The following is a 12712-nucleotide window of genomic DNA, read 5'->3' as shown; positions in this document are numbered from 1 at the left end:
AACCCTACTTCTTCCTCGCCACGGTCAGGCCGTCCGCGATCGGCACCAGCACCGACTCCACGCGGTGGTCGTTCAGCACGAACGTGTTGAACGCGTCGATCGCGGCGGCGTTGCCCTCCGGTTGTTCGTCGGCGGCCTCCCCGTAGTAGAGCGTGTTGTCCGCGAGCAGCAGCCCGCCCTGGCGGACCCGCGGCACGAGCAGGTCCCAGTAGTGGGCGTACCCCACCTTGTCCGCGTCGATGAAGACGAGGTCGACGACCGGCTCCTCGGGCAGCTCGGCCAGCGTCCGCGCGGCCGCGCCGATGCGGAGGTCGATCCGGTCGCGCACCCCCGCCGCCTGCCACGCCTCCTCGGCGATCGCCGCCCACTCGGTGGAGACGTCGCAGGTGATGACCTTGCCGTGCGGCGGCAGTGCCTGCGCGAACGCGAGCGTGGAGTACCCGGTGTAGGTGCCGACCTCGACCACGGTCTGCGCCCCCGTGAGCTTGACCAGCAGGGACAGCAGCACCGCCTGTTCGTGCGGGATCTGCATCTCCGCCGAGTCGCCGAGCTCGGCGGTGCGGGCGATCAGCTTCTCCTGCACGGCGGTGGGCTGCCCCGCCTGCTTGCGCACGTAGCGGTAGATCTGCGGCGTCATGACCACGGCCTTGAAATCGTTCACGCGCGGCCTTCTCTCATAGATGGGTGAGCAATGTCCTGACTGTGTCGCGGTACTCGGGCCGCAGCGGATGTTTCGCGAGGTCGTGCTCAATGGCGGACAAGACGGCGGTGCCGTGCGCGTGATAGCGGCTCACGCACACGTTCTCCCGGCTGACGAGGAAGAACTCGTCGAACCGCGCGCGCTCGGCATCGGTGGTGGGCACCCGCGTCCGTCCCGACTCGCGCAGCAGCGACTGGCCGTCGGGAACGAGTTTGCGCATGACTTCCATGTGCGCCACCAAATTGGCCTTGCTCGCCGCGGAAAGCGGTTCGGCGGCCACCGGTCCCAATGCGGTGCGCGCGCGGCGCAGCAGTCCGGGCAGTGGTTCGTAGTCACGTGCCCACCGCCCGCTGAACGCCGGGTCGAACGCCACCATCTTGGGTCTGATGACGTCCTCGTACACCTCACGGGAACAGCTGCCCGAATAGGCGAGCATCACCGAGTACGCGTCGTATCCCAGCGCGGCGAGGCGGACCAGCTGCGAATCGTGCTCGCGCGTCAGCCGGTCGAGTGCGGTCAGCAGAAACCGCCACACCAGAAAAGCACCGTGGTGACCCAGAAACCACCGGTGCACGGCGCGGTCGACCGGCTCCTCCGGCGCGGTGATGTCGATCGGGATCTGATAGCAGCCGTTCTCGCACGGGATCAGTTCCACGCCCGGCAGCGGCAGGCGCAGGACCGGCAGGTCGACCCAGGTGTGACCCCAGGCGGGAAGACATGCGGGAGCGCTCATCGCAGACCCTCCACTTCGGACGCGACGGTGTCGAGCAGGTCGGCGACCCCGCCGATCGCGGTGTCGAGCGGCCGGTCCTCCACGATCGGCGGCACCTCGTCCGCCATCCGGTCGAAGACCTCGGCCAGGCGGGGCGCCTGCGGCCGGCGCGCGCCGACGTGCACGGCCTGGCGCAGCGCGATCGCGAGCCCGGCGTGCAGGTAGCGCAGCAGGCGGGCCTGGTCGAGCGCGGTGAAGGCGGCCTGGGTGCCGAACGGGACGACGTCCTGGTTGTGCAGGTTCGTCGGCAGGCTCTGCACCGAGGCGGGCGCGGCGGCACGGCGCATCGCCGCGACGGTGGCGGTCGCCCCGATCTGCACTCCCTGCAGCGCGTGGTGCTGACCGGGCAGCGGGCTGAGCATCGGCGGCAACCCGCCGGTGCGCCGGGGGTCCACCAGCAGGTCGAGCTGGCGTTCGGCCAGGTTGCCCAGCTGCACCAGCGCGACGTTGAGCTGGTCGGCCGCGAAGGCGCTGGGCTGGCCGAAGAAGTTGCCGCCGTGCACGACCTCCCCGGTCTCGGGGAAGAACAACGGGTTGTCGCTCACGCCGTTGAGGTCGCGGCGCGCCACCTCGTCCGCCTGGCGGATGCTCGTGCCGGCCGCGCCGATCAGCTGGGGCGTGCACCGGATGCTGTAGGCCTCCTGCAACGGCCGCTCCCCCGACGGGGTGCTGCCCGCGAGCCACGTCCGCAGCGCGGCACCGGTGTCCACGACGTCCGGGTGCCCGAACGCGGCCAGCAGTCCCACCGACGTGTACTCGGTGCCGCAACCCAGGACGTCGACCATCAGGGCGGACAACAGCTCCGCCGTGCGCCGCGCGCGAACCGCCTGCGCCACAGCGAGTCCGAGCGCCGCCGCGGTCACCGAGATGCCGTTGACCAGCGCGAGCGCGTCGCGCCCGTCGAGCGCGACCTTCCGCAGGCCCGCGAGGGTGAGCGCCTCACCGGCGGGCATGAGCCGGCCTTCGAAGAACGCGTTCCCGTTGCCGCGCAGGGCGTGGGCGACGTAGGCCAGCGGCTGGAGGTCCCCACTGGCGCCGACGGACCCGAGCCGCGGCACGGCAGGGGCGAAGTCCGTGTCCAGCATGCGGATCAGCGACTCCACGACCTGCTCGGACACCCCCGACCTCCCCTGCGCCAACGAGAAGAGCCGTGCCAGCACGGCGGCGCGGGCGACGGCGGGCGGCATCAGCTCACCGTGGCCGACGATGTGGTGGATGATCGTGTTGTCACTCTGACCCGCGCTGTCAGCACGGCCCTCGAACTCGACGAGCGGACCGAAACCCGTTGTGACGCCGTAGATGGCGCGCCCGGATCCACTTACTTCGAGCACGAACTCGCGACAACGCGCAATCCGTTCCCGTACATCCTCCGAAAGGGTGATGCGCAAGGGATTTCGCGCGAGCTCGAGGTGCGCCGGTTCGAGAGCGAATGCCAAGTTCAAGGCAGCAGGGGAAGTTCCGACAGTCATGACGCCTCCTGACGACTGGGGGCCACTCGCGACGATCCCCGTTGACCAGCCGGCGAGGAAGGGTCTTATGTACGCATTCTCAGGAAAAACCTCTTGTTCGCGTGCATGCGTGTGACTGAAATCGTTGCCCGTTGACAGAGAGTTCGTCCGCGCGGCTGCTCCACCGGCGTGAATTCGAGCGGAAACCCTTGCTTCACGCCGAATCCTCCTTCAGCAGTCGGCGCAGAACCTTGCCGGACACGGACTTCGGTATCTCCGCCACGAACTCGACCCGGCGCACCTTCTTGTAGGGCGCCACCTCCGCCTCGACGAACGCCATCAGCTCCTCCGCCGTGACAACGCCCTGCGTCACCACAAAAGCGCGGGGAATCTCACCGTTGACCCGATCGGGGGCACCGACCACCGCCGCGTCCTTCACCGCGGGGTGCTTGCGCAGCACGTCCTCCAGTTCCGCGGGCGCGACCTGGTACCCCTTGTACTTGATCATTTCCTTGATGCGGTCGACGACGTGGAACCTGCCGTCGCGGACCCGCACGAGGTCGCCGGTGCGCAGCCATCCGTCCACGAACGCCTGGCGCGTCGCCTCGTCGTCGTTCAGGTACCCGTCCATCACCTGCGGGCCGCGGATGAGCATCTCGCCTTCGTCCGCGTCCCTGTCCGTACCCGGCTCGACGATCCGCGCCTCGGTGCCGGGGCAGAGGACGCCGACGCTCGTGGGATCGCTCTCCAGGTCGTCGTCGAACGTCTGGTGCGTGCCGCCCGCCTCGGTGAGCCCGTAGCCCTGCCGGACGGGCGCCCCGAGTTTTCGTTCGGCTTCCCGGCGGATGGCGTCGTCGAGCGGCGCGGCACCGCAGAGGACGAGCTTCAGGTGCTGCCGCGGCGGCGGCTCCTCGTGGTCCGCGATCGCGGCGGCGAGCGGTGGCACCAGGAACGCCCGCGTGACGCGGTGGCCTGCCAGGCGCCTCAGGTAGGTGCCCGCGTCGCTGCGGGGCAACGTCACCAGTGTCGCGCCGCCGAGCAGGCCGGAGTTGAGGATGATCGTGAAGCCGTAGATGTGGAAGAACGGCAGGTTCGCGGCGAGCACGTCGGTGGAGTCGATGCGCCAGCCAGGCCGGTGCTGCTCCAGGTTCGCGACGATGGCGCGGTGGCTGAGCTTCACGGCCTTCGTGCGACCCGTGGTACCGCTGGAGAACAGGATCGCCGCGGTGCCGCGCGGGTCCGTGCGCGGGAGCGCCTCGGCGTCGCCCTCGGGAAGGTCGTCGAGGTCGAGCGTCGTGGTGGCGTTCGCGAGCTTCTTGAGCTTGTCGACGTCGTGCGGCGGGAGCACGGGGTTGATGAGCGCCGCCGTGGCGCCCGCCGCCATCACCGCGTGCAACCCGACGGCGAACCGCGGCCGGTTCAGGCTGGCGATCGCCACGGTGTCACCGGGCCTGATCCCGTTGCGGACAAGGCCTTTCGCCGTCCTGCCGACCTGCTCCACGAGCTCCGCGTACGTGATCGCCTCGCCCGTGACGGCGTCCACGAGCGCGACCTTGTCGTTGTGGTGTGCGTGTTCCAGCACGTGCTCGGGGACCGTGGCCTCGGGAACGGCCACCGCCGGCAGGGGGCTGCGGTAGATCACAGCGGCGGCTCCCGGTTTCCACGCCGCCGGGCCTGGCGCCCGACGGCGTGGCCGGAGAGTATCGGCACTTTCAGTGGTCGTTCGACCACTTGTACACGCTCGGCCGATCGGCTAAAGGCTGACGCCGCGCTCCGCGAGCCACCCCACGGGGTTGATCTTCTGCGAGCCGGCGGCCCACACCTCGAAGTGCAGGTGCGGCCCGGTCGACTCACCGCGGTTGCCGATCGTCGCGATCTGCTGCCCGGCCTTCACCTGCGCGCCCTGCGGCACGTCGATGGTGTTCATGTGCCCGTAGACGGTGATCGTGCCGTCGGCGTGCTGGATCCGGACCCACAGCCCGAACCCGGACGCGGGCCCGGCCTCGACGACGGTGCCGTCCATGGCGGCCACGATCGGCGTGCCGATGGCGTTCGCGATGTCGACGCCGTTGTGGCTGGTGCCCCAGCGAGCACCGAACCCGGACGTGAACGACCCTTCGGCCGGCCTCACGCACTTGGGCTTCTTCGCTTCTTCCTCAGCGGCGATGCGCGCCGCCTCGGCCTTGGCGGCCTCCTGGCGCTGGATGCGGGCACCCTCCGCGGCCTTGGCGGCCTCCTGGCGCTGGGTGTAGGCACCCTCCGCGGCCTTGAGGGCCTCGCGAACGTGGAACTGGGCCTGGATCTGCTCGGCCTGCAACAACTTGCGCGTTTCCGCGCCGGTGTCGAGCGAGTGGATCGTCTGCGGACCCAGGTCGGGCTGCGCCGTCATGGCAGCCGCGAGGTTCTTGGTGGCCGCAACGGGGACGATGCGGTCGACCGGCGTGACCGTGGCCAACGCCTGGGTGAAACCGGCGCCGATGAGAGCGCCGGCGGCTACTACCGCCGTAACGGCCTTCTTGCGGTCCAGGTCCACCCTGTCGATCACGTCGACCAGTGAGCCCTTCACTCGATGCCGTGCCAAACCTGCCTCCATGCACTCGGGGAGGGTTCGACCGCGCGTTCGTCCCGGCTTCGGGGGCCGTGGCGGGGTGGGCTTTCGGGGAGCCCGGCGGACTGGACCGTTTCGGGGGCGATCCGTGTCCTCGCGGTTATCGAACCGTGACATGCGGCCGGAAACGTAACCTCGCGTCACCGCCACAAGCAAGCGAAGTGGGCGTTCAGGTGATTAGGCCCACTGTTTATCACGGTGCGTAGTCAAGTGGTTCGACGGCTCGATAACGCGCTGTGGACCAATCCACGCCTCGGGGTTTGTACTGGTCAGTCGCTTTATCGTGAAAGATCTCGTGCCGGCGACGGCACGGTACGCGTGGGTCTGTTTGCACGCGAATGGTCACAGTCCAGTGGAGGCCGAGCAGACCGGTTCGCCACCGCACGGCAAAGGGCCGCCGGACGCACGTGGCGTCCGACGGCCCTCGTTCGGGCTCCCCTACCGGGAGCGCCGCACTACTTGTACTTCGGCGCTGCCGGCGGCAGCGGTGCCACGGGCAGGCCCTCGTGGATCACCTTCATCGCGTTGAACCAGGTCGGGGCTGCCACCTGGCCACCGAACACGCCCTGCGAGCTGCCGGGGCAGAAGCGGATCGGGTTCGCGCAGATCACCTCGGGGCGGTTGCCGTCCGCGTAGGTCATCACGGCGCCCGCGTACTGCGGGGTGGCGGCCAGGAAGGCCACCGACTTGTGCTCTTCTGTCGTGCCCGTCTTGCCGATGGCCGGGCGGTTCCAGCCGGAGGCGGAGGCGGCGGCCGCCGCGGTGCCGGAGCCCGTCACGTCGTGGGACATGCCCTGGGCCAGGGAGTTGGCCAGGTCGCTGTTCACGGCCTGCTCGCAGGGCTTCTCCTTGAGCGGCATCTCCTTGCCGTAGCGGTCGAGGACCTTCTCCACCGGGGTGGGCGGGCACCAGGTGCCGCCGGAGACGATGGTGGCCGCCACGTTGGACAGCTCCAGGACGCTCGTGGCGCCGGGGCCGAGGGTGTAGGAGCCCGCGTTGTTCTGCTTCGTCCAGTCGCCCTGGGTCGGGCCGTTCGACTTGTCGGCCTTGATCGGCTCGCCTGCGCGGTTCACGCCCTGGAGGGTTTCGCGCATGCCCAGGCGGTAGGCCATGTCCACGACGCTGTCGAGGCCGGTCTTCTCCTGCAGGATCACGAAGCCCGTGTTCGGGGAGGTCGCGAGGGCCTGGGTCAGCGACATCTTGTCGCCGTAGTTGCCCGCGTTCTCGACCTTCCACGGCGCGCCGCCGTTGGGGTAGATCCTCGAGTAGTAGACCTTCGGGACGTCCATCTGCTTGTCGATGCCGATGATGCCCTTCTCCAGGGCCGCGGCCGCCGTGAAGACCTTGTTCACCGAGCCGGGGCCGAACGGGAGGACCTCGGCGGGCACCGGGCGGGCGACCTGGCCGAGCTCGGCGTCGTTGCCGTAGTCGCGGGAGGCGACGAGGGCGCGCACCTTGTGCTTGTCCTTGCCCGGCTCGACGACCGACATGACGTTCGAGATGCCGTTGATCGTCTTCGAGACCTGCTGCTCGGCCGACTGCTTCGCGGCCCTGGTGGCCTTCGGGTCGAGCGTGGTCTTGATGGTGAGGCCACCGCGCTGCAGCTGCTTGTCGGTGACGCCCGCCTCGCGCAGGTAGTCGAGCAGGTAGGAGCAGAAGAAGCCGTAGATCGGGCCGTCACCGGCGCCGACGCAGCCCTTCGGCAGGATCTGCAGGTCCTCGACGACGCCCAGCGGCGCGGCCTTGTACTCCTCGGCCTTCGCCTTCGCCTCGGTCTCGTCGGCGCCGAACGCGCCGTTCTCGCGCATCTTGTCGATGACCGTGTTGCGGCGCTCCAGCGCCTTCTCCGGTGCGGCGCCGGGGTTCAGCGACGACGGGCGGTTCGCGATCGCGGCGAGCAGGGCCGCCTGCGGGACCGTCAGCTTGTCCGCGGTCGTCTTGAAGTAGGCCTTGGCCGCCGCGCCGACGCCGTAGGTCTGGTTGCCCAGCGGCACGATGTTGAGGTAGCCGGTGAGGATCTCTTCCTTCGTCATCTGCTGCTCGAGCTGCAAGGCGACGCGCGCCTCGCGCATCTTGCGGCCGATCGTCGCCTCGGTGGCCTTCTCCCAGGCCTCCTGCTCGTTGTCGGCGCCGAGCACGAACGCCATGTAGTTCTTCACGTACTGCTGGGTGAGCGTCGACGCGCCCTGCGTCGCGCCACCGTCCACACCGGCCTTGGCGGCGGCACGGGCGATGCCCTGCCAGTCGACGCCCTGGTGCTCGTAGAAGCGCTTGTCCTCGATCGCGAGGATCGCGGCCTTCATCGTGTCCGAGATCTGCTGCGACTCCAGCGGAACCCGGTACTGGTCGTACAGGTAGGCGATCGGCTCGCCGTTCATGTCCTGGATGGTGGTGACGAGAGGCAGCTCACCCTTCGCGAGATCCCCCGACGTCTGGTCGACGGTGTCGGCCGCGCGGTTGGACGCGAGACCGAGACCTCCGACGATCGGGAACACCATCGCGGCGAGGAGCACGCCCGCCGTCAGGCACAACCCCAGCAACTTGACCAAGCCTGACGCGCGTGCGGCGAACAAACCGCAACTCCTTCCGAACCAAACCCCTGGGAAGATTCCCCTACGTGTTAAGTCGCGCGAGAAGCCCGTGAGGTTGCGTCCGCTGATCGACTGTTTTCAACCTACCGGAGCAACCGCAGGCCGATCGTCGGACTGGCCCTCCGCACCTCGACGCCCGCGTGGTCGGGCAGCACGTCGTCGAGGAACCCGTAGCGGGACAGCTCTTCGTCGGGTCGCCTGCTCACCGTCCGCCACCAGACGGCGATGTCTCCCCAGCCAGGAGCGGACAGCGACCCACCGAAGTGCTGGACGGACAGCGCGGCGCACAGGTTCGCGAACCGCACGCGGTGTTCCAGCGGCCACCCGGCCAGAGTGCCCATCACGAACCCGGCCCCAAACACGTCACCGGCACCCGTCGCGTCGAGCTGGGCGACGTTCAGCCCCCGCACGTCCACGCATTCGCCAGTAGCGCTGTCGACGGCGACCGCTCCCCCACCTCCACGTGTGACGACCACCACCGGCACGTGCTCGGCGAGCTTGCGCGCCGCGGCCTCCGGCGTATCGGTGCGCGTGTACCCCTGCGCCTCCACGTGGTTCGGGAGGAACACGTCATATCCGTCAAGGCGGCGCAACAGCTCCGGCGACCACGCCCCGGTCCGGTCCCAGCCGATGTCGGCGAAGAGCTTCGCGCCGTTCTGCTTCGCCGTGCGCACCCACTCCTCGTCCTCGGCCTGGATGTGCACGAAACACGCCTTGGCCGACGGCGGCGGGTTGAAGAGGTCGTCCGCGACGACCGGCGACTTGTGCCCGTGCGTGACCATCGAACGGTCGCGCTCCATCGCCATCGACACGGTCACCGGTGAGTGCCACCCGTAGAACCGGCGGCAGTAGGTGAGGTCGACGCCTTCCTGCTCCGCCAGCACGTCCCAGCAGAAGTCGCCGTACGCGTCCTCGCCGAACGCCGCCGCCAGCGCCGTCTTCAGCTCCAGCCTGCGCAACGCCACCGCGAGGTTCGCGATCCCGCCGGGACACGACCCGAGGCCCTCCGCCCACACCTCGGTGCCGGCGGCCGGCGGGCGGGGCAGGCCGGTGAAGATGATGTCGAGGAAGACGGTGCCGGTGAGCAACACGTCGTATTCCTGATCAGTCATGCGTGAACTCTGCCATCCGCCAGCGGTGCGCATGCGTTAAAAACGACGGCCATGGGGGTTCCGCTCAGGAAAAACGTTCAGTTCCAGCTGCTGTGGCTCGGCGGCGCCGTCTCTCAGCTCGGCACCACGATCACCGCGCTGGCGGCACCACTGCTGATCATCGCCCTGACCGGCTCGCCGTTGTGGGCGGGCGTGGTCGGTGGTGTGCGGGCCGCCGCGCTGATCATCGCGCTGCTGCCGGCGGGCGTGTGGGTCGACCGCTGGGACCGCAGGGCGACGCTCGTGTGGAGCCAGACGGTCCAGGCGGGTGCCGCGGCCTCGCTGGCGGTCGCGATCCTCACCGGCCACGCCCCCATCGCGGTCTTCCTGGTCCTGGCGGCCGTCGACGGCGCGTGCTCGGCGTTCTCCGGCCCGTCGCGCACGACCGCGATCCAGGCCGTGGTGCCGAAGGACCAGCTCAGGACCGCCTACGCCCAGGAGGAGGCACGAGGCCACGCGGCTCGGGTCGCCGGACCTCCGCTGGGTGCGCTCCTCATGGCGGCCGGACGGGCGGTGCCGTTCGTCGTCGACGCGATCACGTTCGCAGTGGCCGCGGTCTGCGCGTGGTTCGCCAAGATCCCCGCACGGACCGAAGAGCGGCCACGCCAGAAGATGCGTCACGACGTCAAGGAGGCGGGCGCCTGGCTCTGGCACCAGAGGGGCCTGCGCAACCTCACCGCCGTCTTCCTGGTGCTGAACCTCCTGGGCGGCGCCACGCTGCTGCCCGTCATCGTGCTGGTGGGGGAACGCGGCGGCACCGCGCTCGACACCGGTGTGGTGTTCGCGGGCATCGGCGTCGGCGGAGTCCTCGGCTCGTTGCTCGCGCCCCGTGTCTCCCTCGCGCCCGGCAGGCTCATCGTCGCGGTGCTCGTGGTCTTCGGCCTCTGCAACCTCGCGATGGCGCTGCCGTTCGGCGTCTTCTGGCCGTTCGTGCCCCTGGCGGTCACCGCGGTCGTCACGCCGTTGGTCAACGTGGCGGTCTCCGCGCTCTTCACCGAGCTGGTGCCCGAGGACATGATGGGACGCCTGGACGGCATCACCACCCTGGCCAGCCGGGTGCTGACCCCGCTGGCCCCGGCGCTCGGAGGCTTCCTGGCGGGTGCGGCGGGCGGAGGTCCGGCGCTGCTCGTGTCCGGCGCGCTGATCCTGCTGACGGCGCTGGTCGCCGTTTTCACCGATCTCAGCGCGTCGGCTCCGCAGGAGGTTCCGCCGAGGGCCTAGGCCTCCTCGGCGATCATCTCCCGCATGCGCGCGAGCGCGCGGTGCTGCGCCACGCGCACCGCACCCGGCGTCGACTGCACTGCCAGCGCCACCTCCTCCGCCGACAGGCCCACCGCCACCCGCAGCACGAGGATCTCGCGCTGGCGGGGCGGCAGCTTGTGCAGCAGGCGGGTGACCTGGGCCATCATCTCGCCGTTGACCGCGTGCTGCTCGGGACCGTCGTCCAGGGAGGGGCAGTCCGGCAGCTCGGGGACGACCTCCGCCCGGTTGCGGACGGCCTTGCGTCGGGCGTCGGCGACCTTGTGCGCGGCGATGCCGTAGACGAAGGCCAGGAACGAGCCCGGCTCGTAGCGGTACTTGGACAGCGCGCCCAGCACCGCCACGCAGACCTCCTGCGCGATGTCCTCCGCCGAGACCAGCGTGCGCTCGCGACCCCCGACACGGGCGCGGCAGTAGCGCACGATGAGCGGCTGGATCCGGCCGAGCAGGTGCTCGACCGCGCGTCTGTCCCCGTCGAGAGCGGCGTCGACGAGATCCGTGAACTCGGCTTCGGCGAGCCACTGGCTGGAGACCGGCGCCTGGTGCACCCGGCGGCGCATGGGCACCGTTGGCCGGTTCCGAACCTCCGCGCTCGAACTGGGCGCGAGGACCGCGACACCGCCACCGGTACGCACGGCTGTGGGCTGAACCATCCCGGCGACCCTCCTCCACTACAGCGACACTTGGGGCTTCACTGAAGTAGAGAACGCAGCGAGCCATTTGATACCGCCTGCTTCCAAGAGGACCACGAAGTCCAGGCGGGTGGGACGAGCAGCACCCTTTTGAGGTACAACGTGGTCCTAATGGCCCAGTCTTTCGGCCATGCCGAACTGCTGGACGCCGAACTACTGGACGCCGAGGTACCCGACGCGGAACCCGGCCTCCGAGCAGGCCGGGTCGAACTCCCACATCCGGCGGAAACTGTCGTCGAACCCCAGCTCACGCACCTCGTCCCACCGGGTGAGGAACGTCTCGCGCCAGCGCCGCAGCGTCTCGGCGCAGTCGTCGCCGAACGAGCGCGTCCCGGCGATCCGCAGCCGCGGCATGGTGACCGCCCGCAGCACCACCCTGCCGTCGGGCAGCCGCACGGTCACCGGCAGCGTGCGCACGGCGTTGCGGAACAGCGACTCGGCGACCCGCGCGCGCAACGGCGACCGCGGCGCGGTGAAGAGCCCCGGCCACATGCCCCGGCCGGGTCGGGGCAACGACAGCGTGCTCGTCCATCACTCCTGCGGATGACCGGGACGCGCCTCAGGTAGAGCGCGACTCCGTGGCGGCGGGGTGAAGACGTAGCCGGGCACGCGGGCACGAACTGCCCGATCCGGCGAAGGCACGCGACGCCGCCTGTGGGACGTCTCGGCCGAGCTCACGCAGTAGGGTTCGAACCCGTGATCGACCACATCAGCATCCCCACCGAGGCAGGAACCTTCGACGCCATCGCGTCCGGCCCCGAGGACGGCCGCCCGGTGCTGTTGCTGCACGGTTTCCCCGAAGCCGCGATCGAGTGGGAGCACCAGGTCGCGGTGCTCGGCGTGAACGGCTTCCGCGCCGTGGCCCCCGACCAGCGCGGCTACTCCCCCGGTGTGCGCCCGGAGCAGGTCTCCGAGTACACGGTCACGCACCTCGTCGGCGACGTGATCGCGATGGCCGACGCGCTCGGCTGGTCCACGTTCGACCTCGTCGGCCACGACTGGGGCGGCGCCGTCGCGTGGTGGACCGCGATCGAGCACCCCGACCGCCTGCGCACCCTGTCGGTCTTCTCGACCCCGCACCCCAATGCCCTCAAGACCGCGTTGCAGACCGACGAGGAGCAGCGGATGCGGTCGCAGTACATGCTCGACTGGCGTGAGCGCAGCACCGAGAAGCGCATGCTGGACGACAACGCCCACGCCCTCAAGCAGATGTTCGAGTGGCGGGTCCGGCCGTCGCACGTCGAGGAGTACGTCCAGCGGCTGTCCGAACCGGGCGCGCTCACGGCGGCCCTCAACTGGTACCGCGCGGGCAAGCCGCACGGCGCCGCGGACGAGGTCGGCGTCAAGACGATGTACGTGTGGAGCACCGAGGACGTGGCGTTCGGGTCGGCGGCCGCGTTCGAGACCGAGAAGTGGTGCACGGGCGCGTACCGGTTCGAGATGGTCGAGGACGTCAGCCACTGGATCCCCGAGGAGATGCCGGAGGCAGC

10 protein-coding genes and 1 pseudogene are annotated in these 12712 nt (G+C 69.8%); 2 read left to right on the top strand and 9 right to left on the bottom strand.

What is annotated here, in order from left to right:
- Nucleotides 1-4: 4 nt before the first annotated feature.
- The 7 genes from VM306_RS31850 to VM306_RS31820 all read right to left on the bottom strand — a co-directional run bounded on the left by VM306_RS31850 (nt 5) and on the right by VM306_RS31820 (nt 9231).
- Nucleotides 5-661, bottom strand: a complete 657-nt coding sequence (locus VM306_RS31850) for an O-methyltransferase (RefSeq protein WP_325521462.1) — start codon at nt 659-661, stop codon at nt 5-7.
- A 13-nt stretch (nt 662-674) separates the two neighbouring features.
- The gene (locus VM306_RS31845) at nt 675-1355 is read right to left on the bottom strand and encodes an L-tyrosine 3-hydroxylase (RefSeq protein ID WP_325521461.1); all 681 of its coding nucleotides are present in this window, start codon (nt 1353-1355) and stop codon (nt 675-677) included.
- A 74-nt stretch (nt 1356-1429) separates the two neighbouring features.
- Nucleotides 1430-2941, bottom strand: a complete 1512-nt coding sequence (locus VM306_RS31840; RefSeq protein WP_325521460.1) for an aromatic amino acid ammonia-lyase — start codon at nt 2939-2941, stop codon at nt 1430-1432.
- A gap of 193 nt (nt 2942-3134) precedes the next feature.
- On the bottom strand, nt 3135-4562 hold the full coding sequence (locus VM306_RS31835) for an AMP-binding protein (protein WP_325521459.1): 1428 nt from the start codon (nt 4560-4562) through the stop codon (nt 3135-3137).
- Nucleotides 4563-4673: 111 nt separating this feature from the next.
- The gene (locus tag VM306_RS31830) at nt 4674-5501 is read right to left on the bottom strand and encodes a M23 family metallopeptidase (protein WP_325521458.1); all 828 of its coding nucleotides are present in this window, start codon (nt 5499-5501) and stop codon (nt 4674-4676) included.
- A gap of 482 nt (nt 5502-5983) precedes the next feature.
- Entirely contained in the window at nt 5984-8077 is a 2094-nt protein-coding gene (locus tag VM306_RS31825) for a transglycosylase domain-containing protein (RefSeq protein ID WP_325521457.1), read from the bottom strand.
- Nucleotides 8078-8202: 125 nt separating this feature from the next.
- Nucleotides 8203-9231: a carbohydrate kinase family protein gene (locus tag VM306_RS31820; RefSeq protein WP_325521456.1), complete on the bottom strand. Its 1029-nt coding sequence runs from the start codon at nt 9229-9231 to the stop codon at nt 8203-8205.
- Nucleotides 9232-9282: 51 nt separating this feature from the next.
- Here VM306_RS31820 and VM306_RS31815 point away from each other — a divergent pair, with 51 nt between their 5' ends.
- Nucleotides 9283-10491, top strand: coding sequence for an MFS transporter (locus tag VM306_RS31815; protein ID WP_325521455.1), 1209 nt, complete (start codon nt 9283-9285; stop codon nt 10489-10491).
- Here the strand turns inward: VM306_RS31815 and shbA are convergent.
- Entirely contained in the window at nt 10488-11183 is a 696-nt protein-coding gene (shbA, locus tag VM306_RS31810) for an RNA polymerase sigma factor ShbA (RefSeq protein ID WP_325521454.1), read from the bottom strand. The genes VM306_RS31815 and shbA overlap by 4 nt on opposite strands.
- 192 nt (nt 11184-11375) lie before the next feature.
- Nucleotides 11376-11612: pseudogene (locus VM306_RS31805) on the bottom strand (class I SAM-dependent methyltransferase); the annotation flags it as partial.
- A gap of 306 nt (nt 11613-11918) precedes the next feature.
- Between VM306_RS31805 and VM306_RS31800 the strand changes: the two are divergent.
- Nucleotides 11919-12712, top strand: a 794-nt coding sequence (locus VM306_RS31800; RefSeq protein WP_325521453.1) for an alpha/beta hydrolase, incomplete at its 3' end; no start/stop codon positions are given.

The sequence above is a fragment of the Lentzea sp. genome, assembly GCF_035525475.1.
GTDB lineage: Bacteria > Actinomycetota > Actinomycetes > Mycobacteriales > Pseudonocardiaceae > Lentzea.
This window is presented reverse-complemented; position numbering and strand designations above follow the sequence as displayed.

Bases quoted from the DNA above. Each gene is read 5' to 3' on its own strand.
- VM306_RS31840 (WP_325521460.1), bottom strand. From the start codon at position 2,941: ATGACTGTCGGAACTTCCCCTGCTGCCTTGAACTTGGCATTCGCTCTC.
- VM306_RS31820 (WP_325521456.1), bottom strand. From the start codon at position 9,231: ATGACTGATCAGGAATACGACGTGTTGCTCACCGGCACCGTCTTCCTC.
- shbA (WP_325521454.1), bottom strand. From the start codon at position 11,183: ATGGTTCAGCCCACAGCCGTGCGTACCGGTGGCGGTGTCGCGGTCCTC.
- VM306_RS31815 (WP_325521455.1), top strand. From the start codon at position 9,283: ATGGGGGTTCCGCTCAGGAAAAACGTTCAGTTCCAGCTGCTGTGGCTC.